General features: G+C 68.3%; 25 protein-coding genes. 9 read left to right on the top strand and 16 right to left on the bottom strand.

The annotated features are described in order from the left end of the window. Positions 1–80: 80 nt before the first annotated feature. Both SSPN_RS44455 and tnpA read right to left on the bottom strand, forming a co-directional pair. On the bottom strand, positions 81–1,298 hold the full coding sequence (locus SSPN_RS44455; protein ID WP_010696946.1) for an RNA-guided endonuclease InsQ/TnpB family protein: 1,218 nt from the start codon (positions 1,296–1,298) through the stop codon (positions 81–83). A 4-nt stretch (positions 1,299–1,302) separates the two neighbouring features. Further along, positions 1,303–1,701 (bottom strand): IS200/IS605 family transposase, encoded by a 399-nt coding sequence (tnpA, locus tag SSPN_RS0118450; protein ID WP_044573060.1) that lies wholly within the window; start codon positions 1,699–1,701, stop codon positions 1,303–1,305. 612 nt (positions 1,702–2,313) lie between these two features. On the opposite strand from tnpA, the gene SSPN_RS0118455 reads away from it, so the two are divergent. Then, the gene (locus SSPN_RS0118455; protein WP_148271988.1) at positions 2,314–3,189 is read left to right on the top strand and encodes a hypothetical protein; all 876 of its coding nucleotides are present in this window, start codon (positions 2,314–2,316) and stop codon (positions 3,187–3,189) included. Between the two features lie 3 nt (positions 3,190–3,192). Here SSPN_RS0118455 and SSPN_RS0118460 read toward each other — a convergent pair whose 3' ends face one another. Continuing rightward, positions 3,193–3,681 (bottom strand): hypothetical protein, encoded by a 489-nt coding sequence (locus tag SSPN_RS0118460; RefSeq protein WP_010696952.1) that lies wholly within the window; start codon positions 3,679–3,681, stop codon positions 3,193–3,195. 237 nt (positions 3,682–3,918) lie between these two features. On the opposite strand from SSPN_RS0118460, the gene SSPN_RS44460 reads away from it, so the two are divergent. After that, positions 3,919–4,641 (top strand): DUF5753 domain-containing protein, encoded by a 723-nt coding sequence (locus tag SSPN_RS44460; protein WP_010696954.1) that lies wholly within the window; start codon positions 3,919–3,921, stop codon positions 4,639–4,641. Further along, the gene (locus tag SSPN_RS51305) at positions 4,638–4,814 is read left to right on the top strand and encodes a DUF397 domain-containing protein (RefSeq protein ID WP_010696956.1); all 177 of its coding nucleotides are present in this window, start codon (positions 4,638–4,640) and stop codon (positions 4,812–4,814) included. Before SSPN_RS44460 ends, SSPN_RS51305 begins: the two co-directional genes overlap by 4 nt. A gap of 448 nt (positions 4,815–5,262) precedes the next feature. Here the strand turns inward: SSPN_RS51305 and SSPN_RS0118475 are convergent, their stop codons facing one another. The 7 genes from SSPN_RS0118475 to SSPN_RS0118505 form a co-directional block, all read right to left on the bottom strand. Then, positions 5,263–7,026: an acetyl/propionyl/methylcrotonyl-CoA carboxylase subunit alpha gene (locus SSPN_RS0118475; protein WP_010696958.1), complete on the bottom strand. Its 1,764-nt coding sequence runs from the start codon at positions 7,024–7,026 to the stop codon at positions 5,263–5,265. 69 nt (positions 7,027–7,095) lie between these two features. Then, the gene (locus tag SSPN_RS0118480) at positions 7,096–7,344 is read right to left on the bottom strand and encodes an acyl-CoA carboxylase subunit epsilon (protein ID WP_010696959.1); all 249 of its coding nucleotides are present in this window, start codon (positions 7,342–7,344) and stop codon (positions 7,096–7,098) included. Positions 7,345–7,372: 28 nt separating this feature from the next. Beyond that, the gene (locus tag SSPN_RS0118485; protein ID WP_010696962.1) at positions 7,373–9,019 is read right to left on the bottom strand and encodes an acyl-CoA carboxylase subunit beta; all 1,647 of its coding nucleotides are present in this window, start codon (positions 9,017–9,019) and stop codon (positions 7,373–7,375) included. 291 nt (positions 9,020–9,310) lie between these two features. Beyond that, a complete protein-coding gene (locus SSPN_RS0118490) occupies positions 9,311–10,504 on the bottom strand; it encodes a TetR/AcrR family transcriptional regulator (RefSeq protein WP_010696965.1) in 1,194 nt (397 codons plus the stop codon). A gap of 339 nt (positions 10,505–10,843) precedes the next feature. Next, entirely contained in the window at positions 10,844–12,220 is a 1,377-nt protein-coding gene (locus SSPN_RS0118495; protein ID WP_010696967.1) for a type I glutamate--ammonia ligase, read from the bottom strand. A 170-nt stretch (positions 12,221–12,390) separates the two neighbouring features. After that, positions 12,391–13,002 carry an FMN reductase gene (locus SSPN_RS0118500; protein WP_010696969.1) on the bottom strand — a complete coding sequence of 204 codons (612 nt, stop codon included), beginning with the start codon at positions 13,000–13,002 and terminating at the stop codon, positions 12,391–12,393. Beyond that, entirely contained in the window at positions 12,999–14,096 is a 1,098-nt protein-coding gene (locus SSPN_RS0118505; protein WP_010696971.1) for an LLM class flavin-dependent oxidoreductase, read from the bottom strand. The genes SSPN_RS0118500 and SSPN_RS0118505 overlap by 4 nt, the downstream gene beginning before the upstream one ends. A 428-nt stretch (positions 14,097–14,524) precedes the next feature. Between SSPN_RS0118505 and recQ the strand changes: the two genes are divergently transcribed. Continuing rightward, positions 14,525–16,375, top strand: coding sequence for a DNA helicase RecQ (gene recQ / locus SSPN_RS0118510; protein ID WP_010696973.1), 1,851 nt, complete (start codon positions 14,525–14,527; stop codon positions 16,373–16,375). A 4-nt stretch (positions 16,376–16,379) separates the two neighbouring features. Here the strand turns inward: recQ and SSPN_RS56830 are convergent, their stop codons facing one another. From SSPN_RS56830 to SSPN_RS0118530, 4 genes are all read right to left on the bottom strand, one after another. Further along, a complete protein-coding gene (locus tag SSPN_RS56830; RefSeq protein WP_158309588.1) occupies positions 16,380–16,532 on the bottom strand; it encodes a hypothetical protein in 153 nt (50 codons plus the stop codon). Beyond that, positions 16,492–16,905 carry an AMP-binding protein gene (locus SSPN_RS0118520; protein WP_010696977.1) on the bottom strand — a complete coding sequence of 138 codons (414 nt, stop codon included), beginning with the start codon at positions 16,903–16,905 and terminating at the stop codon, positions 16,492–16,494. The genes SSPN_RS56830 and SSPN_RS0118520 overlap by 41 nt, the downstream gene beginning before the upstream one ends. Positions 16,906–17,068: 163 nt before the next feature. Further along, entirely contained in the window at positions 17,069–17,428 is a 360-nt protein-coding gene (locus SSPN_RS44465) for an XdhC family protein (protein ID WP_010696979.1), read from the bottom strand. Between the two features lie 183 nt (positions 17,429–17,611). Beyond that, positions 17,612–18,241 carry a class I SAM-dependent methyltransferase gene (locus SSPN_RS0118530; protein WP_010696981.1) on the bottom strand — a complete coding sequence of 210 codons (630 nt, stop codon included), beginning with the start codon at positions 18,239–18,241 and terminating at the stop codon, positions 17,612–17,614. 376 nt (positions 18,242–18,617) lie between these two features. On the opposite strand from SSPN_RS0118530, the gene SSPN_RS59965 reads away from it, so the two are divergent. Both SSPN_RS59965 and SSPN_RS44475 read left to right on the top strand, forming a co-directional pair. Next, positions 18,618–18,800 carry a helix-turn-helix domain-containing protein gene (locus tag SSPN_RS59965; RefSeq protein WP_010696984.1) on the top strand — a complete coding sequence of 61 codons (183 nt, stop codon included), beginning with the start codon at positions 18,618–18,620 and terminating at the stop codon, positions 18,798–18,800. Between the two features lie 2 nt (positions 18,801–18,802). Continuing rightward, a complete protein-coding gene (locus SSPN_RS44475; protein ID WP_010696986.1) occupies positions 18,803–19,414 on the top strand; it encodes a DNA glycosylase family protein in 612 nt (203 codons plus the stop codon). Between the two features lie 545 nt (positions 19,415–19,959). Here SSPN_RS44475 and SSPN_RS56835 read toward each other — a convergent pair. Next, complete coding sequence (locus SSPN_RS56835) at positions 19,960–20,394, bottom strand: SRPBCC domain-containing protein (RefSeq protein ID WP_010696988.1); 435 nt, start codon at positions 20,392–20,394, stop codon at positions 19,960–19,962. Positions 20,395–20,593: 199 nt separating this feature from the next. Here SSPN_RS56835 and SSPN_RS0118550 point away from each other — a divergent pair, with 199 nt between their 5' ends. Together SSPN_RS0118550 and SSPN_RS0118555 are read left to right on the top strand one after the other, a co-directional pair. After that, complete coding sequence (locus tag SSPN_RS0118550; RefSeq protein ID WP_010696989.1) at positions 20,594–23,083, top strand: ATP-dependent Clp protease ATP-binding subunit; 2,490 nt, start codon at positions 20,594–20,596, stop codon at positions 23,081–23,083. A gap of 97 nt (positions 23,084–23,180) precedes the next feature. Further along, positions 23,181–23,531: a gamma-glutamylcyclotransferase family protein gene (locus tag SSPN_RS0118555; RefSeq protein ID WP_010696992.1), complete on the top strand. Its 351-nt coding sequence runs from the start codon at positions 23,181–23,183 to the stop codon at positions 23,529–23,531. 55 nt (positions 23,532–23,586) lie between these two features. Here the strand turns inward: SSPN_RS0118555 and SSPN_RS0118560 are convergent, their stop codons facing one another. Beyond that, on the bottom strand, positions 23,587–23,943 hold the full coding sequence (locus SSPN_RS0118560; protein WP_010697000.1) for an arsenate reductase family protein: 357 nt from the start codon (positions 23,941–23,943) through the stop codon (positions 23,587–23,589). A gap of 136 nt (positions 23,944–24,079) precedes the next feature. Here SSPN_RS0118560 and SSPN_RS44480 point away from each other — a divergent pair, with 136 nt between their 5' ends. Beyond that, complete coding sequence (locus SSPN_RS44480) at positions 24,080–24,346, top strand: DUF3040 domain-containing protein (RefSeq protein ID WP_010697002.1); 267 nt, start codon at positions 24,080–24,082, stop codon at positions 24,344–24,346. Positions 24,347–24,351 lie beyond the last annotated feature (5 nt).

Below are 24,351 nucleotides of genomic sequence, written 5' to 3' on the forward strand. Positions count from 1 at the left end.
CAGTCCGTCAGCTCACGGACCTGATCACAATTCACAGTTCCACAGTTCACCGAAACCGGTTGTTGACGTCCTCCCCACGGCTAAAGCCGGGGGGTTCCAACCAGCGCTAACGCCGGTTGAGGTTCCTGCTTCACGGACCGCCTAACGGCGAGGTCTCCACAGGCTGTCACCGCCCGTCCGGCGGCGAGAATGTTCTTCGCCGCGTTCACGTCAGCGTGCGCGGTGTGGCCGCACTGGGTACACCGAAAAACCGCTTGGCTCTCACGGCTTTCCGGGTCCACAGCACGGCACACCGCGCACGTCTGCGACGTGTACGCAGCAGGCACCTTCACGATCTCGCTGCCGGTATAGCGGGCAGCGTTACGCAGGGCCAGTTCAAGCTTGTGCCAGCCTTTGTCGAGGATGGCGCGGTTCAGGCCGGACTTTTGGGCGACGTTCCGGCCGGGTTCTTCGGCGGTTCCGCTCGCCGACCGGGTCATGTTCCGGGTACGGAGGTCTTCCAGCACGACCAGCGCGTTGCGGTCGGTGAGCTCGGCCGCGACCTGCGAGCAGAAGTCCGCTCGCCGGTCGCGTTCGCGCCGCTTCAACCGGCGCATCTTGCCGAGCGTCTTCTTACGGTTCGCGCTGCCCCGCTTCTGCCGGGAAAGCTTCTGCTGCAACCTGCGGTAACGCTCATCCGCGCCAGGCGAGACGAAATCGCGGTCAATGAGCTTGCCGTCACTGGTAGCTACCGCTGCCGCGACGCCACGGTCGACACCGACGCCGCTGTGGGGTGCGGCGTGCCGTTGTGGGGTGGTGGCGCCGTCGTCGACGAGGAACGACACGAACCAGTCCCGGCCGTCGCGGGACACTGTCGCGGACCGCACGGCACCGCCGAGCTGGCGGGTCATGCGGAACTGCACCCACCCCAGCTTCGGGAGCTTCGCCCGTCCCCACCGCTTGTTCAGCCGCTCGACCTCGATGAGCTTGCCCATCGGGAACCGCAACGACGGGTTCCAACGCTGCTTGCCGCGCCACTTAACCCGGAACGTGCCGTGGTCGCGGCACGCCCGGTCCAGGTCCTTCAACGCCTGCTGGAGGATGTGCGACGGCGCGGTCTTCAACCAGTCGTGCTCGGTTTTCGCGTCGGCGAGCTGTCCGGCTTGCTCGTGGTAGTTCATCCACGCCCCGCGCCGCCGGTACTCGCGGCGTTGTTCCAGGGCGGTGTTCCACACTGCCCGGCAGATATTGCCGAATTCCTCGCACTGGGCGGCCTGCGCGGTGGTGAGCTTCAAGCGGTAGCGACGTCCCGTCAGCATCGGCTCACCGGGCCTTCTGCTGTTCGACGTAGCGCTTGATGACCGACAGCGGTGCGCCGCCGACCGTCGCGACGAAGTAGCTGTTGGTCCACAGCGTCGGAAGCTTCGACCGCAACCACGGGAACTCTTCCCGCAACACGCGCGACGAACGTCCCTTCATCGCTTTGACCAGCTTGTGCACCCCGTACTGCGGGTCGACTTCGACGAGAAGGTGAACGTGGTCCGGCATCGTTTCCAGCTCCACCAGCCACGCCCCCTTCTCCTCGACGACTTCCCGGATGAGCTGCTTCAAGCGTTCTTCCATCCGGCCACCGATGACCCGGCGCCGGTATTTCGGGCACCACACAACGTGGAACGCGCACTGAAAGGTGATGTTCGCGTTCGATCGCAGCGTGACGGCCATACCCAGCACTATACAGCACCGAGCTATCTAACGTTGGCAGGGTTACCGCTGGGCACGTCAGGATCGGACTTGACGTGCTAACCCCACGGATAAATCCGGGGGACTGCGCACTACGTCTACCTGATCATCAGCTGTGCGTGGCCTAGGACTGCGTGAGTGCCGCACTTCTAGGGCGGGCACGCGATGCCCAAGCGGTCACACTGGAGTCCGAGCGCCAGGCCTACGATCAGGCAGACCATGGCTCGAACAGCACCTCGGCACCACGCCGTACGACGCCTGGGAGGGAGTGCCCGAACCACACCACGACCCAGCATCCATGCACATCACGGCCGACCGGGCGACCCACACCCTCGACGGCGATCCACCGCCGAAGACCGCTGGGGGCCATCTCGCCGGGGTCGGGAAACCAGGAAAAACCGAATTCCCGCCTGGCTGGAGCCGAACAGACATTCTGAACCGGATTCAGGTGTGGCGAAAGATCCAGACAGCCCGCCGGTGCTCCAGCCGAACGGCCGATGGAAGACCGTCGGCGTCCGGGACGGTGTTTTCATCGAGGTCGTCCTCGACGGAAACGGCAGCATCGTTACCGGCTACCCCAAGAGTGGGCCCGGCGTGCAGCAGAACCCGAAGAGAAATGTGATCATGAACGAAGTCGAATTCATGAACAGGACGGACACCCTTTTCCAGGGAATGCGGGAGCGCATTCCCCAAGAGACTTATTCGTTCATGTCCAGCGCCGCGCATGCTGGCGAGCACTACGAGGTCCTCGACGTGCTGTTGGCCATGCTGAAGCAGAACCGCTTCCCGATCTCATGGTCGGAGCGGGACGAACTTCGCACGATCATGGAATCAGTACCACTACCGATCGACATGTGCGACTTCATCAACGACTGGCAGAACATCGTTGCGTCGCTGAACATCGTCGATGAGGAACCGGCCCGGGACGGGCATGAAACGCTGGTGACGTCCGGGCCAACGATCATCGTCCACGAGAACCCCGACTTCGGTCGCACGCTGCGGACTCAAGTCGGGCTGCACGTCGACCTGCCGCCCCGGTTGTACGAGCCGTTCGTGGATCACTTCACCTCCGCCGTCGGAGTGGGTGTCCAGATCAACCTCACCCGCACCAACCCCGACGAGTACCTGAGAGGGGGAAAGGTCCACAAACCCACGACGGTGGAAGCGAATTTCGTGCCCTCGTTGATCCAAGGGATCAGCTCGGGCTCCATCTGGGGCGGCGGCATCCTACTGCGCGGCTTCGAACAGTGGTGGACCAAGGCCCGTTCCGGCGCCGAGTCCCTTGTTCGGCAAATACCCGCGATCCTGGCTGCAGAACGACACGGAGGCGACAACTTCCACATCGCCCTCGCAGAGCTGTCTACATCCACTGTGGATCAGGTCATCGCGATATTGGCCGAGTCAGAGGTGCTCGACGCGTTTCCCGAGCCCGTCCCACCAATCCCGGTGTTCAAGTATCCGTCGATGTGACCGTCAGCCCTGCGCGGCCAGCCAACCGAAGCGGCGCAGGGCACTCGCGAAGCGCTCGGACTCACCGGCCAATCTGCCCAGGCGTGCGGTGTCCACATCACCGGCCGTAATGCGGCTCGCCTCGTCCGCCAGGTCCTGTTGCAGCACCAGCATCGCGGATACCATCTCGCGCGGCGTGTCGATCCGCGCCGGGATCATCCCGTCCATCGCCGTGCGGATGGCAAGGCCCGGAAACCGGGATGCCACAAAGCAATCCGTGCACTCCTGCTTGCCCACCGACAGCCCGGGGCACTGCTCCCCCGGCAGCGAGCAGTCCTCGACTTCGTCTGCCTGAAACAGCCGGCAGCACCAGGAACGGACCAATGAAGCGCCTGCGCCGCAACGGATATGCGCGAACCGGCACCACTCCGGCACAAACCCCTTCCGGTACTGGAAATGCCGAAGCTGGTTTACTGGTCGGATAGATGAACCAAATTCCGATTCCATGGACATCGCCCCTCCTCGCCATGTTCTCTCGTCTCAACCACCCGATGTGGTCATTACTGAAGTGTGCTGCAACATGACACCATCAACAACGCCGTGATCATGGACGCAACAGGTGACCAGCGTGCGAACGGAGAAGATCATGACGCGAACCCGAAGAGGACGGGCACTTGGGAATGCGCTCCGCGAGAGCAAGGACTGACAGTCCGTGGCTTTGCCACCCGGCTTGGCCGAGACCCTGGGGTCTTGTCGAGATGGGAAACTGGCGATCGGATACCCAAGCCGGAGCAGGTCGCTCAGATCTTGACCTCGCTGGGCGTTAACGGGCAGCGCTACGAGGAGATCATCGATTTGGCTTATGGCGCAAGTGATTCGAGCTGGGTGGCGACAACACTCCCCGAGAATCGGCAGCAGCTCGCTGCCCTGCTCGACCTAGAGCAAAGCGCGACCAAGATAATCGAGGTGTCGCCCCTACTGATCCCCGGATTGGTGCAGACAACCGATTACATCCGAGGCATCATGGCCTCAGGTCTGCCCGCTGGAGAACTTGCGACCCGTGTCTCGATCCGAATCGGGCGACGAGAAGCGCTGACTGGCCACAAGCCCGTGCAGTTCGTGGCCCTGATCGGCCAGCCAGCGCTGAAACAGGTCATCGGTTCCCCTGAAGTTCTCACCGAGCAGCTCAGATACCTCCTTAAAGCCGGGCGACGCGCGAACATCGAACTGCGGATCATCCGGCCGGACATCGGCTGGAATCCCGCGCTGGAGGGGGCATTCAGCCTGATCGAAACGCCTTCTGGGGTGGCAGTCCATCTAGAAAACCGAAAGTCGGGGCTTTTTCTTCATGAAGAAGCAGACATCCGCATATACAGACAGGCGATCGAGATGGTACGACAAGCGGCGCTGGGTCCTGAAGATTCGGCAAGGCTCATCGCGGACTTGATTGGCAGGATGGAGCGCAAGAAATGACCAACTCGAAGGTATGGATCAAGTCGTCCCGCAGTCAGAACACCACAACCTGCGTAGAGTTAACAACCGACCTTGACGAGATCCGTGACTCCAAGGACCCGCATGGCCCCACGCTGCGTGTCGACGTCGCTGGGTTCGTGCAGGCCGTCAAGAGCGGACGGTTCGACCGCTGAGTAACGCCGGGGCACCCCGCGCCAACCACCGGTGATGGGTGGATGAGGCGAACGGCCTCTTCGTTACGCCTATTGACGCGAACAGTCCGTTCGCTCCACCCCAAGAACCCGACAGCGAAGCCGCATCGACGAGGCGAACGGCCCATTCGTTACACCTACTGACGCGAACAGTCCGTTCGCTCCACCCCAAGAACCCGAGTGCAGCGGTGAGTGGATGAGGCGAACGGCCTGTTCGTTACGCCTATTGACGTGAACAGTCCGTTCGCTTCACTTCAAAAGCCGGACAGCAAGGGTAAGTGGATGAGGCGAACGGCCTGTTGGTTGCTCCTATTGACGTGAACAGTCCGTTCGCTTCATTCCAGCGACGCCAGATGCACCACCGCCACCACCGCACAACGAGTTCCCGAGCAGTCTCGACGCCTGCCCAAAAGACCAAGGCCCCGGACGTTCAGTCCTTGAGCTCGCAGAGCGCGGTGCCCTGGGATACCGAGTCGCCCGGCTGGGCCGACAGGCCAGTCACCGTGCCCGCCTTGTGGGCCGTGACCGGGTTCTCCATCTTCATCGCTTCCAGCACCGCGATCAGGTCGCCAGCCGCGACGTCCTGGCCGTCGGTGACCGCGATCTTCACGATGGTGCCCTGCATCGGCGCGGTCACCGCGTCGCCGGACACCGCGGCCCCCGACTTGCCCGCGGAACGCTTGCGCGGCTTCGCCTTGGCCGCCGGGGCGGCCGAGGACACCGCCAGCTCCGCGGGCAGCGACACCTCCAGGCGGCGTCCGCCGACCTCGACGGTGATCGTCTGCCGCGGCTCCGGCTCCTCCGCCTCGACACCGCCGGTGAACGGTTCGATGGTGTTGTCGAACTCCGTCTCGATCCACCGGGTGTGCACGGTGAAGCCGTCGGTGCCGACGAACGCAGGGTCGCGGACGATCGCGCGGTGGAATGGCAGCACCGTGGCCATGCCGTCGACGACCATCTCGTCCAGCACCCGCCGCGACCGCTCCAGGGCCTGCTGCCGGTCGGCGCCGGTGACGATCACCTTGGCCAGCAGCGAGTCGAACTGGCCGCCGATTACGCTGCCCGACTCGACCCCGCCGTCCACTCGGACACCCGGTCCATGCGGCGCGACGAAGTGGGTCACGGTGCCCGGCGCGGGCAGGAAGTTGCGGCCCGCGTCCTCACCGTTGATCCGGAACTCGATCGAGTGGCCGCGCGGCTCGGGGTCGGCCGTGATCTGCAGCTTCTCCCCGGATGCGATGCGGAACTGCTCGCGGACCAGGTCCAGGCCGGTGGTCTCCTCCGAAACCGGGTGCTCGACCTGCAGGCGGGTGTTGACCTCCAGGAACGAGATCGTCCCGTCCAAGCCCACCAGGAACTCCACGGTACCCGCGCCGTAGTAGCCGGCCTCGGCGCAGATGGCCCGCGCCGCCTCGTGGATGGTGCGGCGCTGCTCGTCGCTGAGGAACGGCGCCGGGGCCTCCTCGACCAGCTTCTGATGCCGCCTTTGCAGCGAGCAGTCACGGGTGCCCACGACGACCACGTTGCGGTGCTGGTCAGCGAGGACCTGCGCCTCGACGTGGCGCGGCCGGTCCAGGTAGCGCTCCACGAAGCACTCGCCGCGGCCGAACGCCGTCTCGGCCTCGCGCACCGCCGACGCGTACAGCTCGGGGATCTCCTCCAGCGTCCGGGCGACCTTCAGGCCCCGACCGCCGCCGCCGAAGGCGGCCTTGATAGCCACCGGCAGCCCGTGCTCCTCGGCGAAAGCGACGACCTCGTCGGCGCCCGCCACCGGGTCTTTCGTCCCCGGCACCAGCGGCGCCCCGGCGCGGGTCGCGATGTGCCGGGCGGTGACCTTGTCACCGAGGTCCCGGATCGACTGCGGCGACGGCCCGATCCAGATCAGGCCCGCGTCGAGCACCGCCTGGGCGAACTCGGCGTTCTCCGACAGGAAGCCGTAGCCGGGGTGCACCGCGTCGGCTTCCGCGCGCTTCGCGACGTCGATGATCTTGTCGATGTTCAGGTACGACTCACCAGGTGTCGAACCGCCCAACGCGAAGGCCTCGTCGGCCAGCCGCACGAACACCGCGTCGGCGTCGGGCTCGGCGTAGACGGCGACGGAGGCGATGTCCTCGTCCTTGCAGGCGCGGATCACCCGCACCGCGATCTCACCGCGGTTGGCGATCAGGACCTTGCTGATCGACGTCACGTCCACAGTGGTCAACTCCTCATTTCCCGGCGCGACGCCGGACGGCTGGCGAAATCTTGTTGGCGGGCAACGACATCAGCCCGGCAGGGCCGAAGCGCGCCAGGAGTGCGGGCCGGGGCGCAGCGGGCGGGGGACCGCCGGGTGCCGCAGCGCAGCGGCCGGGTCGCCCCACAGCGACATCGGCCGCTGCTTCGGCTGCGCCACGGACTTCGCGGCGGCTAGGCCGGTCAGCGCCGCGGTCAGCGCGGCGATCTCGGCGTCGTCGGGATTGCCGCGCACGATGCGCAGCACCGGTCGCTGGTCCGGCGTCACGTCGTGGCTCATCGGGCACCTCCTCGCGGGTGGGACGACGTCACAGCGGGATGTTGCCGTGCTTCTTCGCGGGCAGGCTGGCGCGCTTGTCGCGGAGCATCCGCAGCGACCGCGCCACGTACCCGCGGGTGTAGGACGGTGGGATCACCGAGTCGACGTAGCCGCGTTCGGCGGCCACGTACGGGTTGCAGAGGGTGTCCTCGTACTCCTGCTGCAACTGCGCGCGCACGGCCTCGACGTCCTCGCCGTTGTCCGCCGCCTCCGCCAGCTGCCGCCGGTGCAGGATGTTCACCGCGCCCTGCGCCCCCATCACCGCGATCTGCGCGGTCGGCCACGCCAGGTTGACGTCGGCCCCCAGGTGCTTCGAGCCCATCACGTCGTAGGCGCCGCCGTAGGCCTTGCGGGTGATCACGGTGACCAGCGGGACGGTCGCCTCGGCGTAGGCGTACAGCAGCTTCGCGCCGCGCCGGATGATGCCGTTCCACTCCTGGTCGGTGCCCGGCAGGAAGCCCGGTACGTCCACGAAGGTCAGCACCGGGATGTTGAAGGCGTCGCAGGTGCGCACGAACCGCGCGGCCTTCTCGCTGGCGTCGATGTCCAGGGTGCCGGCGAACTGGGTGGGCTGGTTGGCCACCACACCCACCGGGTGGCCCTCGATGCGCCCGTAGCCGGTGATGATGTTCGGTGCGAACAGCGCCCCGACCTCCAGGAACTCCTCGTCGTCCGCGACGCGGGAGATGACCTCGTGCATGTCGTAGGGCTGGTTCGGCGAGTCCGGGATCAGCGCGTCCAGCTCGCGGTCGGCGTCTGTGATCGACTCGGCGACCGAGCCGGTGCCCGCGTCGGTGTCGGTGCCCTCGAACACCGGCGCCTCGGCCAGGTTGTTGCTGGGCAGGAACGACAGCAGCTCCTTGACGTAGGCGATGGCGTCCGCCTCGTCGGTGGCCAGGTAGTGCGCGTTGCCGGAGCGCGAGTTGTGGGTGCGCGCGCCGCCGAGCTCCTCGAAGGTCACGTCCTCGCCGGTGACCGTCTTGATCACGTCCGGGCCGGTGATGAACATGTGCGAGGTCTGGTCGACCATCACGGTGAAGTCGGTGATCGCCGGGGAGTACACCGCGCCGCCCGCGCACGGGCCCATGATCAGCGAGATCTGCGGGATGACGCCGGAGGCGTGGGTGTTGCGCTTGAAGATCTCGGCGTACAGGCCGAGCGCGGCGACGCCCTCCTGGATGCGCGCGCCGCCGGAATCGTTGATGCCGATCAGCGGGCAGCCGGTCTTCAGCGCCAGGTCCATGACCTTGACGATCTTCTCGCCGAACACCTCGCCCAACGACCCGCCGAAGACGGTGAAGTCCTGGGAGAACACGCACACCTTGCGGCCGTCGACGGTGCCGTAGCCGGTCACCACGCCGTCGCCGTAGGGGCGGTTCGCGTCCATGCCGAAGTTCGTGGAGCGGTGCCGCGCGTGCTCGTCGAGCTCCACGAACGAACCCGGGTCCAGCAGCATGTCGATGCGTTCGCGGGCGGTGTTCTTGCCCTTCGCGTGCTGCTTGGCAACCGCGCGCGCCGAGCCGGCGTGCACCGCCTCATCATTCCGCCGGTACAGATCCGCCAGCTTGCCGGCGGTCGTGTGGATGTCCGGCACGTCAACCGGCGGCTGACCGACCGGCTCCGTCGCGCTGCTCATGCAACCAACCCGTCCTCGTTACCTGCTCAGCTCCAGTGTCGGCCGCCCACCCGCGGCGTTCCAGGCTCGGACGCGGTCATCACGCGGCGCACGAGGCCAACTGGTCATTCTAGCGCTGGGTGCGCACGCGGGAGCAGACCAACTCTTCGCGGAGCGTAGTTCGGCCCGCCCTTCGAAGTCAATCTCGAAGTGAGCAACCCCTAGCCCATCCCCGATCCACACAAACCTGCCTGCTGCAGAGATTGAGGCTTAAGTGAATAGCTGGTAGCAGGCTAGGGCAACGGTGGTCGATCACACGGCCGAGGCCGGGGTGTCCAGCATCAGCGCCGACCCGATCCGCGACAGCGCATCGACGTCGCGCACCGAGCCGGTGCGAGCCATGTCGTTGGCCGCCGTCAAAGCCGCCTGCACCAGGATCCGGGAACGCACCGGGTCGAGCTCCGGCCGCGCCTCGCACAGCAGCCCGACCCACTCGGCGACGTAGGCGTGCTGGGTCTGCCGCGCCCGGTGCCGCTCCGCGTCCGGCAGGTGGTTGACCTCGCTGACCAGGATGTCGATGAACCGGCCGTGGTCGAAGGCGAACGTGATGTAGGAGCGCAGCAGCTCGCGCAGCGCGTCGTCGGCGGCCGGGGTGTTGGCCAGGATCCGTTCGAGCTCGACCTCCAGCCACGCGTTGCCGCGGGTGATCACGGTGCCGAGCAGTTCCTGCTTGCTGGCGAAGTAGTTGTACAGGCTGGGCCCGGCGATGCCGGCCGCCGCGCCGACGTCCTCGGTCGTCACCTCGGTGTAGCCGGCGTCGGAGAACAGCCGCATCGCCGCGGACAGCAGCAGCCGACGCCGGGAGGCGCGCCCGGCGAACAGGGCGGACCGCTGGTCGGAGTAGGCCGCGCGGTGGTCGGCGAACCGCTGTGGCGGCTGCGTCCCGATGACGACCACCGTGGCCCGCAGCAGCTGCTCGAACTCGCGCCGGGGCAGGTCCACCTGGTGGTAGGAAGGGCTGGTCAGGACGCTGAACATGCACCACGCGCGGAACCGGGCGTCCTCCCCGGTCAGCTCGGGCCGGAAGGCGCGCGCCACCTCGGCTAGCCCGCTGGCGACGCCGCGCAGCTCTTCACGCAGCACGTCGCGCTGATCCTCCGGCAGGTGCCGGGCTTCGCGCTGCCACAGCACGCCCAGCTGGCGGTGGTCCAGCGCGGCGGCGGCGAGCTGCGCGACCACCTCGTCGAGGTCCCGGTCGGCCACCTGCGCGGCGATCGAGCTGAACGGGTGGAGCTCGTCGAGCACCACCCGGGTGAGCAACTGCTGCTTGCCCGCGAAGTGCCGGTACAGCGCCGACGACCCAACCCCGACTGCCTCGGCGATGTCGCTCATCCCGACCCGCGCGTAGCCGAGCCGGTAGAACAGGTCTGCGGCAGCCGCGGTGATCAGCGCCCGGCGGTTGCGGGGGCGCGTGTTGCGAGCAGGTGGATTGCTCACCTCAGCCATCGCCGCCTCCCCTGTTCGCCCAGCACAGCGAGCATACTTGCGCACCGCGTTCGGCCGACGTGAGCGCCGCATGGCGGACAGCACTCCACCGGAGATCATCGGCGAAACCACCTTCCGGCAACGGTTTTCCACCGCAAGCTCAACCACGAAACTCCGCACCCATGAACTGGGCTCGCTCGCCGACGTCAAAACTGGCGCATCCTCACCCGCCTACGCATGCACACCCACAACGCCACCCGCCTACTACGAGCCCTGCTCGTGCTGACCAACCTCGAAATCACCCGCTGACAACGATCAAGAAAAATGATCATGCCCCCGACCCGGCCCACACACCACCGATCACCAACGCCAGCGGGTCAGCGCGGCGAGCTCCGCAGGCGAGGTGTCGGCGAATCGCTCCGCCTCGGCTCGGCGAACCGTGAGCATCGCGTCGTGCAGTTCCTTGCCCAGAGCGTCCGCCAGCACCGCAGACTCCTCCAGCGCATCGGCCGCTTCCGCCGCGTTCGTGGGCAGCCGGTTGATTGCCGCCGCAGCGCGTTCGTCGTCGGACAGGGCCGCCGGGTCGCCGGTGATCTCCGCGGGCAGCCGCAGTTCCTCGCGCACGCCCGCGAGCCCCGCCGCCAGCACCGCGCCGACGACCAGGTACGGATTCGCGGTGGCGTCGAAGCACTTCACCTCGGCGTTCGCGGCCCACTGCTCGGTGCCGGTCGTGCCGGTGATCAGCCGCAGCGCCGCCTCCCGCGTCTCCCTGCCCCACACCTGCCACACCCCGGCCCAGCGGGACGGCTCCAGCCGCAGGAAGCTCGCCGGGTTGCCGCCGCCGATCGCCTGTAGCGCGGGGAGTTCCCGCAGCACACCGGCCAGGAACGCCTCCCCGGGAGGCCGCAGGCCGTAGCGCCCCGGGCCGTCCGCGAGCAGGTTGCCGTCCGCACCGTGCACGGACAGGTGCAGATGTGCGCCGGAGCCCGCCCCGCCGGGCACCAGGCAGGGCGCGAAACTCGCGCGCCAGCCGTGGCGGCGCGAGACCGCGCGCACGGTGTGCCGCACAAGCAGGGCGTCGTCGGCGGCACCGAGCGGATCCTTGGCTGCCACGGACAATTCGAGCTGGCCGAGCGCGTATTCGGGGTGGAATTGCTGCACGTCAAGCCCCTGCTCGCGCAGCGCGGCGACCAGTTCGAGCGCGTAGTCGGCCGTCGCCTCCAGGCGCACCTGGCCGTAGCCGGGCCCGGTGAAGGCCGGGACGAACTCCTCCGCGTCGGGTGCGCCCAGCGCCCATTCGTGCTCGAAGGCGGCGAGGGCGGTCAGTCCGGCATCCGCGGCGGCCCGCACCTGGCGAGCCGCGAACGCCCGCTGGCAGGCGACGAACGGCTGCCCGTCCTGACCGAACTTGTCGGCAGGTGCCCATGCCCAGCCCGGTAGCGCCGCCAACCGCACCAGCCGGTCGAGGTCGGGCATCAGCCGCAGGTCGCCGTCCGGTCCGCCGAGGTAGCGGCCCCGCACCATCGCGTCGTCGAAGGTGAAAGTCTCGAAGCACGGCGAGGCCCCGACGCCGTACCGCGCCGCGGCGACCAACCGGTCCAGCGGAACCGCCTTGACCCGGACGTTCCCGGCGTTGTCCACAAAGGACATCTCGACCATCTCGACGCCCTCGCCGCGCAACCTCGCGACATCGCCGGCCAACCCCGCCCGCTCGGCCCCCGGAATCCGCTCACTCATGCTCGCCACGTTATCCGGCGGCGCACGCAAAAAGGGCACCACAGACGAGCATTCCGCCCGCACCCCACGTTCGGGTGAAGTGTGAAGGGAGATCAGTTCTGGTTTCGGGAAACCGAGCAGCCGAGGCGGCGGGATGGGCGAGCGCGCCGCTACGCGGGCTGCGTGCGGATTCAGTTCTGGGTCTGGGACAGGAGTTGCTCGAAGGGGATCGGTTCGTCGAAGGCATCGGGCCGGGGCGGGGCCGGGCGGCGGTCGACGAGGGCCGCGAACTCACTCGCCGCCCGGTCGATCCGGTCGGCCAGGGCCGCGCCGTCGCCCGATGAACCCCAGTCCTCCGACGCCGCGTACACGGCCGTCGGCACGACCACCGCCCGCAGGTAGCTGAACATCGGGCGCATCGCGTGCTCCAGCGCCAGCGAGTGGCGCGACGACCCGCCGGTGGCGCCGATCAGCACCGGCTTGCCGACCAGCGATTCGTTGTCCACCACGTCGAAGAACGACTTGAACAGCCCGCTGTAGGACGCCTGGAAGATCGGCGTCACCGCGATCAGCCCGTCGGCCGCGGCCACCTGGTCGAGCACCTTCCGCAGCTCACCGCCGGGGAAGCCGGTGACCAGGTTGTTCGCCACGTCCTTGGCGTGGTCGCGCAACTCCACGACCTCGATCTGCGGCGGGCCGGCCAGCGCACGGCCGGTCGCCGCGGCCAGCCGGTCGGCCAGCAGCCGCGTCGACGACGGCTGGCTCAGGCCCGCCGAGAGCACGACCAGGTTCCGTTCGCTCATTTCGCTGCCTTCGCCTTCTTCGCTTCCTTCGCGGCCAGCAGCGACGCGTGCGTCGGGGCGTCCGGCACGTGCGCGGGCCGCATCGACTCGAATTCCTTGCGCAGCACCGGAACGACCTCGTCACCAAGCAGGTCGAGCTGTTCCAGGACGGTCTTCAGCGGCAGCCCCGCATGATCCATCAGGAACAGCTGGCGCTGGTAGTCGCCGACGTACTCGCGGAAGCCCAGCGTCCGGTCGATGACCTCCTGCGGGCTGCCCACCGTCAGCGGCGTCTGCTCGGTGAACTCCTCCAGCGACGGCCCGCCGCCGTACACCGGCGCGTGGTCGAAGTACGGCCGGAACTCGCGGACCGCGTCCTGGGAGTTCTTGCGCATGAACACCTGGCCGCCGAGGCCGACGATCGCCTGGTCCGCCGAGCCATGCCCGTAGTGCTCGAACCGCCGCCGGTACAGCTCGACCATCCGCTGGGTGTGCTCCTGGGGCCAGAAGATGTTGTTGTGGAAGAAGCCGTCGCCGTAGTAGGCGGCCTGCTCGGCGATCTCCGGGCTGCGGATCGAGCCGTGCCAGACGAACGGCGGCACGCCGTCCAGCGGCCGCGGGGTCGAGGTGAACGACTGCAGCGGGGTGCGGAACTTGCCCTCCCAGTCGACCACGTCTTCCCGCCACAACCGGTGCAGCAGGTGGTAGTTCTCGATGGCCAGCGGGATGCCCTGGCGGATGTCCTGGCCGAACCACGGGTACACCGGCCCGATGTTGCCGCGGCCCATCATCAGGTCGACCCGGCCGTCGGCCAGGTGCTGCAGCATCGCGAAGTCCTCGGCGATCTTGACCGGGTCGTTCGTGGTGATCAGCGTGGTCGAGGTGGACAGGATCAGCCGCTCGGTGCGGGCCGCGACGTAGCCGAGCATGGTCGTCGGCGAGGACGGCACGAAGGGCGGGTTGTGGTGTTCGCCGGTGGCGAAGACATCGAGCCCGATCTCCTCCGCCTTGAGCGCGATCCGCACCAGGGCCTTGATTCGCTCGGCCTCGGAGGGCGTGCGGCCGTTGGTCGGGTCGATTGTGACGTCACCGACCGTGAAGATCCCGAACTGCATGTGAACTCCCTCGCTGGCCAGATCCCGCCCTTTTAGTACGAAATTCAACTACTTCCACGAACGATTCTGTCCTGCGAGTTATTCCCCGGTGCGTGCCCTACCGCCCCGACGGGACGCACGTCACACCAAGTCCCATCGCTCGCACCGACACACCGCCGCATGTCGGGTCCACCGGAGCCCCATTCCAGTCCGGGGTGCTGCTACAACCTGCTTGGCTTCGTCTTTGAAGCGGCGCAGCCGCTTAGCCCACCCAGGCAACTCAAACCCGCTGGTTCTCAGACTGTGCCCACTCCGTCGGGGCTCTTGGCGAAGCCAGTCCCCGATGCCGCGTATTGGACATGCACAAATCGGGGATCCTGGAGACCAGACGGCGTCTGAGGTTCCGCCACGCACCGCCACGCAAGACGAAGTCGGAGACAGGTTCTAAAATGCGCGCCGTGGCTTCCCCCGATCTTGAGGTGACTGACGCCCAGCAGGTTCTGCAACGGGTGTTCGGCTACGACTCCTTCCGCGGCTCCCAGCAGGAGATCGTGGATCACGTGATCGGTGGTGGCGATGCTCTCGTGCTGATGCCCACCGGCGGTGGCAAGTCGCTGTGCTACCAGATCCCGTCGCTGGTGCGCCCCGGTGTCGGCGTCGTCGTCTCGCCGCTGATCGCACTGATGCAGGACCAGGTCGACGCACTCAACGAGCTCGGCGTGCGGGCCGGCTTCCTCAACTCCACCCAGAACTACCAACAGCGCCGGCAGACCGAGGACGCGTTCGTCTCCGGCGACCTCGACCTGCTCTACCTGGCTCCGGAGCGCCTGCGGCTGGACTCGACGCTGGACCTGCTCGACCGCGGCGAGGTTTCGGTGTTCGCCATCGACGAAGCCCACTGCGTCGCGCAGTGGGGCCACGACTTCCGGCCCGACTACCTGGCGCTTTCGGTGCTGCACGAGCGCTGGCCGTCGATCCCCCGCATCGCGCTGACCGCCACCGCCACCCAGGCGACCCGCAAGGAGATCGCCACCCGCCTGGAGCTGACCGGGGCCCGGCACTTCGTCGCCGACTTCGACCGGCCGAACATCCAGTACCGGATCGTGCCGAAGAACGACCCGAAGAAGCAGCTGCTGCAACTGCTGCGCACCGAGCACGCCAGCGAGGCGGGCATCGTCTACCGGCTCTCCCGCGCCGAGGTGGAGCGGACCGCGGAGTTCCTGGTCGCCAACGGGATAAACGCGCTGCCCTACCACGCGGGCCTGGACAAGGAGGTCCGCGCCGCCCACCAGGCCCGGTTCCTGCGCGAGGACGGCCTGGTCATGGTCGCCACCATCGCCTTCGGCATGGGCATCGACAAGCCCGACGTGCGCTTCGTCGCGCACCTCGACCTGCCCAAGTCGGTCGAGGGCTACTACCAGGAGACCGGCCGCGCAGGCCGCGACGGGCTGCCCTCGACCGCCTGGATGGCCTACGGCCTCCAAGACGTGGTGCAGCAGCGAAAGCTGATCGAGCTCTCCGAGGGCGACGACGCACACCGCCGGACTGTGTCGCGACACCTGGACGCGATGCTTGCCCTGTGCGAGACCGTCGAATGCCGCCGCACGCAGCTGCTCGCGTACTTCGGGCAGGACTCTCCAGCGGTCTGCCGCAACTGCGACACGTGCTTGGCTCCGCCGGAGTCGTGGGACGGGACGGTCGCGGCGCAGAAGCTGCTGTCGGCCGTGGTTCGCCTGGACCGCGAACGCAACCAGAAGTTCGGTGCCGGCCAGATCATCGACATCCTGCGCGGCAAGAAGACCGCCAAGATCGAGCAGTTCCGGCACGACTCGCTGAGCGTGTTCGGCGTCGGCGGCGACCTGAGCGAAAACGAGTGGCGCGGCGTGATCCGCCAGCTGCTGGCCCAGCGCCTGCTGTCGGTGGAAGGCGACTACGGCACGCTGGTGCTCACCGAATCCAGCGGCGAGGTGCTGCGCCGGGACGACCCGCGCAAGGTCATGCTGCGCACCGAACCCAAGCGCGTCGCCGCCCCGGCCGCCAAGTCCAAGGCTCCCAAGCAGGCCCCGCAGGACATGCCACCGGAGGCGGAGCCGGTCTTCCAGCGGTTGCGTGCCTGGCGGGCCGCAACCGCCCGCGAGGAGAACAAGGCACCGTTCATCATCTTCCACGACTCCACGCTCCGGCAGATCGCCACGTCGCAACCGTCCACGCTGGACGAGCTGGCCGGCATCAGCGGCGTGGGCGAGCAGAAGCTCGCCAAGTACGGGCAGGCCGTGATCGACACCCTCGCCGAGGAGTGATCCGCTACGAGGCGAGGTGTTCGAGGATCAGCACCTGGGCTTCGCCGACGACGAAGCCCAGCACGGTGCCGGTGGCGATGAGGTGCCACCGGCGTACAGGGTCGTCGCGCGCCTCCTCACACCCGGTCGTCGCTGATCGTTGCTGGAGTCCGGCCATCTGCTCCCGCTGCAACGGGTAGGACGCGTTTCCTCGGCTGTCCGGTGTTGTGTTCCGGGTTCGACGCCTCGTCGAGCAGGTTCCGGAATTCGGTGTCCACAATGGCCAGTTTCGCGCCGCTGTGTTCGAGGATGAACCCGATCTCCGGCGCGGCCAAGCGGATGTTCGGCGCGACCGGCACCGCGCCGGCCAACGGCACCCCGTAGTGCGCCTCCAGCAGCACGTCCGTGTTGGGCGACAGGAGAGTGAAGGGGTCACCTGGCCGAACTCCTTGCGCGGCAAGCATTCCGGCGAGCTGCTGGGCGTGACCCCAGAACTCCGCGTAGGTGTAGCGCTGCGCGCCGTCGACCACCGCCGGGCGATCGGCGAACACCGTCCGCCGCGCGCTCCAAAAAGGACATCGGCGACAGTTACCGAGACGCGATACCGCTCACCAACGCGCCCTCCCGACCAGTTCCGGAACACTCCGCGCCGGGCCGCGCCCCGGCGGGTGCCCCCGGAGCATGATCACGTCACCCAGGGAAAGCGAGAGTCGTTCAGAAGGCGAAGCCGCCGGGCTTGCCGTTGCGGTCGGCCAGCAGACCCGCGAGGGTCGCGATGGCGATCTCCGGTGGAGTGCGGGAACCGATGTTCAGGCCGATCGGCCGGCACACCCGCCCGATCTCGGCATCCGGGACGCCGAGCTCCCGGAGCGCGGCCACGTGCGGGCCGACGTGGCGCGGGTTGCCCATGATGCCCACCCAGCGGACGTCGCGCTTCAACACGTCCCGCAGCACCGGACCAAGTTCCGGGCGGTGGTGGTCGGTGACCACCACGTCCGCGTCGGCCCCCAGATCCGGCACCGCCGAAACCGCGTCGAGCCCGGCCGCGCGCTCGGCGTCCGGCTCGACCAGCAACGTCCGGAAGCCGAGGTCCCGGCCGTAGCGCAGCAGGAAAAAACCGCCACCAGCGCGCGGCCACCAGTAGCTGGGTCCGGAACTTCACCGTGCGCCACCGCGCACGCAGAATCCTCGGTCATCCACCCAGTGTGCCAGCCGCGCACGGCCGGGACCACATCCCCAGTTGGTCCGATGTGGACGTCAGATGCGGGTGGCGGTGGCCAGCCAGGCCGGCACGTCGACGTGCGCGCCGTCCTCGGCCTCGAACACCGCTGCCCGCTCACCCCGCGCGACGCCCCGGTAGGTGGTCAGCCGGATCTCCTCCAGGCGCCACCCCTCACCGGCGAAGGCGTCGCGGAGCACGGCTTCGGGGATGCGCGGCCCGAAACCGGGTTCGACATCGGCCAGCGCCAAGACGTATACGGTCGCCCCGGGTCGGCACACGCCGTGCAGGCTGCGCACGTACTTCTCGCGATCTTCCGGCCCGAACACGTGGAACAGCGCGCTGTCCACCACCGTGTCGTACGGCCCTCCGGTCAGCTGCAGCGCATCAGCGACGTCGAAGCGGGCGTCGACGCGCTGGTCGGCGGCGTTGGCCCGGGCCTTCTCGATCGCCGGGGCCGAGAAGTCCACCCCCTGCACGTCGTAGCCCAGCTCGGTCAGCAGGATCGTGTGCTCACCGGCACCGCAGCCGGGGTCGAGCACGGCGCCGCTGATGCCGCCGGCCTTCTCCAGCTCGACGATCGCCGGCTGCGGCTCGCCGATCACCCAAGGAGCGGTGTTCTCCTCGTAGGCGGCGTCGAACACCGAGCGGTCCACCGAAGTCTGCATACCCGTACCCCTTCAAGACTGCCTGAGCTGCCGACGACAGCTTGAAACTTCGACCTAACTGGAAGTCAATCCCCATCGCAGACACCCTCGGCAGACGACAAGTGCGCAGATAATCTGCACGCTTGTGGTTGCCCCGGAAAGGCCCAGCCGACAGCCCCGGGTACCTCCGGTGGCGCGCGACCCCCGCCTGGCAGCGCAAGATCACCGCCGCGCTCCGCGAGCACGCCCTGACCCGCGCGCAGTTCGTGGAGCTGGCGTCGGCGTGGTGGCTGGCGAACCAGGAAGAACGGCCCACCGAGCGCCGAGTCGCCGACCACTCCGGCACCGATCCGATGACCACCAGTCAGGTGCTGCGCGCGGTCGAGAGGAGGGCCTGGTGGAGCGGGTCGCGGACCCGGGCGACACCCGGGCGAAGCGGATCGCCCTGACCGACGCCGGCCACGCTGCGGTGCGACGCGCGCTGCCCGCCGTGCACGCGGTCGACGCGGAGTTCTTCGACCGCGTCCCCCGCGAGAACCTGCTGGCGCTGCTGACCAGCCTCGTCCAACCGGAAGGATGACCATGAGCCCGGTCCGCGCTTCGACATCCCTGCCGCCGCGCAGCCTTTCGACTTCGGCGCGGCCCTGGCGTACATCCGGGGCTTCCCCGCCGAAGGCCGGCGAGCACCGCACCTCCGACGGCGCGCTCACCCTCGCCGTCCGCGAGGCAGGCGCGCTCGCTGGTGCCCGGCTGACCGCCGAGGAAGGTGGATTGCGCTGCGAGCTGACCTCGGCCGGCCCGCTCGACGAGCCCGCGCTGGCCGCGATCCGCGACCGGTTGAGCTGCCGCCTCGGTCTCGACGACGACCTGGCCGAGTTCTACCGGATCGCCGCCGCCGACCTGGCGTTCCGGCCGGTCGTCGCCCGGCTGCACGGCTACCCCAAGGTCAAGTTCGCCTCGCCCGTGGAAATGCTTTGCTGGGCGGTCTTGTCCCAGCGCACGCGGATGCCGGTGGCCCGCAAGGCGAAGCAAGCCATCGTGACCACATGCGGCAACCTGGTCGTGCTGGACGGCGACGATCTGTGGGCGTTCCCCGAACTCGACCAGCTACTCGCGCTGGGGCCCGAACAGCTGCTGGAACTGGTCGGCAACGAACGCAAAACCCGCTTCCTGCACGGCGCGCTGCACCGCTGAGCCCAGCTCGACGAGACATTCCTGCGCACCGGCGACTACGACAAGGACCGCGACCGCCTGCTGGAACTGCCCCGCGTCGGCCCGTGGTCGGCGACCTTCCTGCTGATCGTCCCCCCCGTCCGCGAAGCCCTGCGAGCCGCCGCCAAGACCTACGGGAAACCAATCAGCGAAGCGGAGTTCAACGACGTCGCCGCCCGGTACGGCATCTGGCAGGGCTACTAGGCCCACTATCTGCGGGCCCAACGCTGATGCCCCGCAGGACGAGGTGAACGGACCGTTCGTGCCGTCTACCGGAGTCGACAGTCCGTTCGCCTCACGCCATTGCGCCGAAGCTTACGTGGGGTGTGCGGAGCGAACGGACCGTTCGAGCCATCTACCGGAGTCCACAGTCCGTTCACCTCACGCCCACGGTTGTTCTACGGGATCCGGGCGCCGTCGACGCTGGGCACGTTTATGCGTGGGTTCACCTATGGGCATATGGCGATCCCCGCCCGTCAAGCGTTCGCGCCTATCAAGCGTTCGCGCCCGTCAAGCGTTCGCGCCGATCAAGCGTTCGTGCCCAAGAACTCGGCCAACTGGTCCAGGCCTGCCCGCCAACCCGGTTCGACCGCGATGGCGAAGTCGTGGCCGGCGACGATGTTGGTGAAGATCAACCGGCAGCCGTCCGGGCCGTCTGCCGCCAGCTCCCAGCGCAGGACCTCCGCGTCCCACGTGTACTCCAGCAGGTTCGGCGGATCGAACCGGGTGGTCCGCCCCTTCCCCGGAGGCAGATCGTGCCCCTCCTCCGGCACGAATGCCAGGTTGGCGCCGGCGGCGAAGTCCAGGCGGCTGCGGTCGTAGTCGAGGATCTCCACGAACCACGCCCGCAGCTGCGCCGGATCGGTGATCGCCCGCCACACCTTCGATTGCGCGTGCGCGAGCCAGCGCTCGAACCGCAGCTCGTACCGGCCATCGTCGAGCTGCCGCAGCTTGTCGTCCATCCCGCCCCCATCAGCACATATTCCGCCGAGAGAATATTTCCAGAGAACCATATTGATCGTGGCGGTATGCGACAAGTGGTGACGCGCACCACTTGTGGGACTGGATGGAATTACCTGGGTTCGACTGATGTTGGTTGATAACATCGGACTCAAGTAGATGGCGGCGGAAGCCAGCAACACCGTCGCGAGGAGGTTAGGAATGGCGACGTTCTTCGGACCGGCCGGCGGCCCGTTCGACGAGTACTTCGCGCGCTTCTTCGGTGCCGACGACGCCGCACCGGGCTCGCGCCGGATCGACATCACCCAGCTGATGACCGAGCAGGCGCAGCAGCTGCTGAGCGGCGCCGCGCGCTTCGCCCGGGACCGCGGGCAAACCGATCTGGACGCGCTGCACCTGCTGTGGTCGGCCGCGCACGAGACCCCGACCCGCGAGCAGTTGGCGCAGGTCGGCGTGGACGTAGACGCGTTCGCAGCGCAGGTCGAGGAACACCTCCCGGCGGCCGGTGAGGCGGTCGGCGACCGGCCGGTGGCGTTGACGCTGGCGGCCCGGACGGTGCTCGCCGACGCGCACCGGGTGGCCCGCGCGCTCGGCTCCACCTACATCAGCCCGCACCACGTCCTGCTGGCAATGTCGGCGAGCCCCGACTCGGAAACCGGGCGGCTGCTCAGTGCCGCTGGCGCCGGGCCCGAGGCGTTGCGCGCCGCGAGCCAGCGTCCCCGCACCGAGCAAGACCAGCCGCGCAAGGACAGCGACACCCCCACGCTCAACCAGTACGGCCGGGACCTCACCGCCCGCGCCCGCGACGGCGAGCTGGATCCGGTGATCGGTCGCGCCGACGAGATCGAGCAGACCGTCGAGATTCTCTCCCGGCGCACCAAGAACAACCCGGTGCTCATCGGCGAGGCAGGCGTCGGCAAGACCGCGATCGTCGAGGGCCTGGCCCAGCGCATCGCGGCCGGCGAGGTGCCGCGGGTGCTTTCCGGCAAGCGCGTGATCCAGCTGGACCTGTCCGGGATGCTGGCCGGCACCCGGTACCGCGGCGACTTCGAAGAGCGGATGACCAAGGTCATCGACGAGATCTCGGAGCACAGCACTGAGCTGATCGTTTTCATCGACGAGCTGCACACCGTCGTCGGTGCCGGCGGCGCCGAAGGCGCGATGGACGCGGGCAACATGCTCAAGCCCCGACTCGCCCGAGGCGAGCTGCACGTGGTCGGCGCGACGACGCTGGACGAGTACCGCAAGCACATCGAGAAGGACCCAGCCCTCGAGCGCCGCTTCCAGCCTGTCCAGGTGCCCGAGCCGAGCGTGCCGGACACCGTCTCGATCCTGCAGGGCCTGCGCGAGCACTACGAGGCCCACCACCAGGTCCACTACACCGACGACGCGGTGCAGGCGGCGGCGCAGCTGTCCGACCAGTACATCAACGACCGGTTCCTGCCGGATAAGGCGATCGACCTGATCGACCAGGCCGGTGCGCGCAAGCGGCTGTCGGCGGTGGCGCCGGACGGCGCCGAGCTGCGCAGCCGGATCGAGCGGCTGGAGCAGGAGAAGGACGCGGCGGTCGCTGCGGAGGAATACGAGCAGGCGTCCGCGCTGCGCGACGAGATCAACGAGGCACAGGGCGAGCTCGGCAGAGCCGGCGAGGCGGGGGTCTTGGAGGTCACCGCCGAGGACATCGCCGAGGTCGTCGCGCGGGCGACCGGGGTGCCGGTCAGCCGCCTGACCGCCGCCGAGAAGGTCCGGCTGCAAGGGCTGGAGCAGGAACTGCACCAGCGCGTGGTCGGCCAGGACGACGCGGTGCGGGCGCTGGCCCGCGCGGTGCGGCGCTCGCGCAGCGGGCTGGGCGACCCCGATCGGCCGGTCGGCAGCTTCCTGTTCCTCGGCCCGACCGGCGTCGGCAAGACCGAGCTGGCCAAGGCGCTGGCCGAGGCGCTGTTCGGCGACGAGCAGCGGATGGTCCGGCTGGACATGAGCGAGTTCCAGGAGCGGCACACCGCCAGTCGGCTCGTCGGCGCGCCGCCCGGCTACGTCGGGCACGGCGAGCCCGGTGAGCTGACCGAGGCCGTGCGGCGGCACCCGTACTCGGTGATCCTGCTGGACGAGGTCGAGAAGGCACACCCGGACGTGTTCAACACGCTGCTGCAGGTGCTCGACGACGGCCGGTTGACCGATGGCCAGGGCCGCACCGTCGACTTCACCAACACGGTGCTGATCATGACGAGCAACCTCGGCTCGGAGGTCGTCTCCAGCGCCGGCGGCAAGATCGGCTTCACCGCTTCGGACGCCGACCCGGCGCTCGACGAGCGGATCATGCCGCGGCTGCGCGAGGCGTTCCGGCCGGAATTCCTCAACCGCATCAACGAGATCGTGGTCTTCAAGCGGCTCGACGGCGAGCAGCTGCACACGATCACCCGGATGCTGCTGGAGCAGACCGTGCGCCGGCTGCGGGCGATGGGCATCGGCGTCGAGTTCGACGCGGCGGCGGTGGCCTGGATCGCTGAGCGCGGCTACCGGCCCGAGTTCGGGGCCCGGCCGCTGCGGCGGGCGATCGAGCGGGCGGTCGACGACCGGATCAGCGACCTGATCCTGGACGGCGAACTGCCCGAGGGAGCCGAGCTGCGGGTGTCCACGGCGGGCGGCGAGCTGGCCTTCCAGGTCGGCGAACCGGCCGCGACGGCGGCCTGATCCGGCACCGCAACGGGGCGGACGCGACGAGCGGCCGCCCCGCTTTGCGTGCGGAAGAGGGGATGCACCGTCGCGTCGCGGGGACGATCGGCGCATCATGGCGGGCGTGTCCGATCGCATCGCCGTCTACGGCACGCTCCAACACGGCGCGACCGCTTGGCAGTTGTTGGCACCGCTGGTCGTCGGACCGGCGGTGCCGACGTGGTTGCCCGGCGCGCTGTACGACACCGCCAACGGCTATCCCGCGCTGAAGCTCGGCGAGGATTCCCGTGTGCCCGCACAGGTCTTCCGGCTGCGCGATCCGCAACGCGCCTGGCCGGTGCTCGACGAGTACGAAGGACCGGAGTACGAGCGCTGCCGGATCGAACTCGACGGCGAGCCGTGCTGGGTTTACGCCTGGCGCGGCCCGGTCACCGGCATGAGCCCGCTCCCCCACGGCTGGCAGTAGCGAGAACCGACCGAATGCCCGGCGAGTTGGACAGCTTCCGGCAGCGCCAGGACGCTCAGGGCAGCACCGACTGCACGGCTTCCGGGGTCCGGGCGACGACCGTGGTGCCGTCGTCGGCCGTGATGATCGGGCGCTGGATGAGCTTCGGGTTCGCCACCAGCGCCTCGATCCACTGGTCCCGGGTCGACGGCTCCCGCGCCCAGGTCTTCAGGCCGAGCTCCGTCGCCACCGGCTCGGCCGTCCTGGCGATGTCCCACGGCTCCAGCCCGAGCCGTTCCAGCACCTCGGCCAGCTCCGCCGACGTCGGCGGCTCGTCCAGGTACCGGCGCACGGTGTAGTCCACTCCCGCCTCGTCCAGCAGCGACACCGCCGAACGGCACTTCGAACACGCCGGATTGACCCAGATCTCCATCGGAAACTCCCCTGCCACGACGACTGCCGACCTAGGCTATCCGCGCCGCCTGTCACACGTGCCGATGGTCCCTTCACACCAGGGGCCATCGTTGCAATACTTATCCAACTGACGGATGAGCCGTTGGAGGTGGGCCATGCTTCCGAGGGATGAGCGGCGCCGCCTGCGGGAGATCGAGCAGCAGCTCATCGGCGATGATCCAAAACTGGCCCGCCGGTTGACCGAGACTAGCCTGTGGCGGCGGCTGTGGGCGCTGATGTCGCTGCGGATGGCGTTGGTCGTATTCTCCGCGGTCATCGCAGTGGTGTGCCTGTTCCTAGGCGAAGGCGGTGGCGTGTTGTCCGCCGGGGTGTTGGCCGCGATCGCGTTCCTCTCCCGAACCTGGCAGATCCGCCTGGAATGAGCCCG

The organism is Saccharopolyspora spinosa NRRL 18395 (assembly GCF_000194155.1).
Taxonomy (GTDB): Bacteria; Actinomycetota; Actinomycetes; order Mycobacteriales; family Pseudonocardiaceae; genus Saccharopolyspora; species Saccharopolyspora spinosa.

Coding starts and splice junctions, on each gene's coding strand:
- SSPN_RS44455 (WP_010696946.1), bottom strand. CDS start 1,298: ATGCTGACGGGACGTCGCTACCGCTTGAAGCTCACCACCGCGCAGGCC.
- tnpA (WP_044573060.1), bottom strand. CDS start 1,701: ATGGCCGTCACGCTGCGATCGAACGCGAACATCACCTTTCAGTGCGCG.
- SSPN_RS0118460 (WP_010696952.1), bottom strand. CDS start 3,681: ATGTCCATGGAATCGGAATTTGGTTCATCTATCCGACCAGTAAACCAG.
- SSPN_RS51305 (WP_010696956.1), top strand. CDS start 4,638: ATGACCAACTCGAAGGTATGGATCAAGTCGTCCCGCAGTCAGAACACC.
- SSPN_RS0118480 (WP_010696959.1), bottom strand. CDS start 7,344: ATGAGCCACGACGTGACGCCGGACCAGCGACCGGTGCTGCGCATCGTG.
- SSPN_RS0118485 (WP_010696962.1), bottom strand. CDS start 9,019: ATGAGCAGCGCGACGGAGCCGGTCGGTCAGCCGCCGGTTGACGTGCCG.
- SSPN_RS0118490 (WP_010696965.1), bottom strand. CDS start 10,504: ATGGCTGAGGTGAGCAATCCACCTGCTCGCAACACGCGCCCCCGCAAC.
- SSPN_RS0118495 (WP_010696967.1), bottom strand. CDS start 12,220: ATGAGTGAGCGGATTCCGGGGGCCGAGCGGGCGGGGTTGGCCGGCGAT.
- SSPN_RS0118500 (WP_010696969.1), bottom strand. CDS start 13,002: ATGAGCGAACGGAACCTGGTCGTGCTCTCGGCGGGCCTGAGCCAGCCG.
- SSPN_RS0118505 (WP_010696971.1), bottom strand. CDS start 14,096: ATGCAGTTCGGGATCTTCACGGTCGGTGACGTCACAATCGACCCGACC.
- recQ (WP_010696973.1), top strand. CDS start 14,525: ATGCGCGCCGTGGCTTCCCCCGATCTTGAGGTGACTGACGCCCAGCAG.
- SSPN_RS56830 (WP_158309588.1), bottom strand. CDS start 16,532: ATGGCCGGACTCCAGCAACGATCAGCGACGACCGGGTGTGAGGAGGCG.
- SSPN_RS0118530 (WP_010696981.1), bottom strand. CDS start 18,241: ATGCAGACTTCGGTGGACCGCTCGGTGTTCGACGCCGCCTACGAGGAG.
- SSPN_RS44475 (WP_010696986.1), top strand. CDS start 18,803: ATGAGCCCGGTCCGCGCTTCGACATCCCTGCCGCCGCGCAGCCTTTCG.
- SSPN_RS56835 (WP_010696988.1), bottom strand. CDS start 20,394: ATGGACGACAAGCTGCGGCAGCTCGACGATGGCCGGTACGAGCTGCGG.
- SSPN_RS0118550 (WP_010696989.1), top strand. CDS start 20,594: ATGGCGACGTTCTTCGGACCGGCCGGCGGCCCGTTCGACGAGTACTTC.
- SSPN_RS0118555 (WP_010696992.1), top strand. CDS start 23,181: ATGGCGGGCGTGTCCGATCGCATCGCCGTCTACGGCACGCTCCAACAC.
- SSPN_RS0118560 (WP_010697000.1), bottom strand. CDS start 23,943: ATGGAGATCTGGGTCAATCCGGCGTGTTCGAAGTGCCGTTCGGCGGTG.
- SSPN_RS44480 (WP_010697002.1), top strand. CDS start 24,080: ATGCTTCCGAGGGATGAGCGGCGCCGCCTGCGGGAGATCGAGCAGCAG.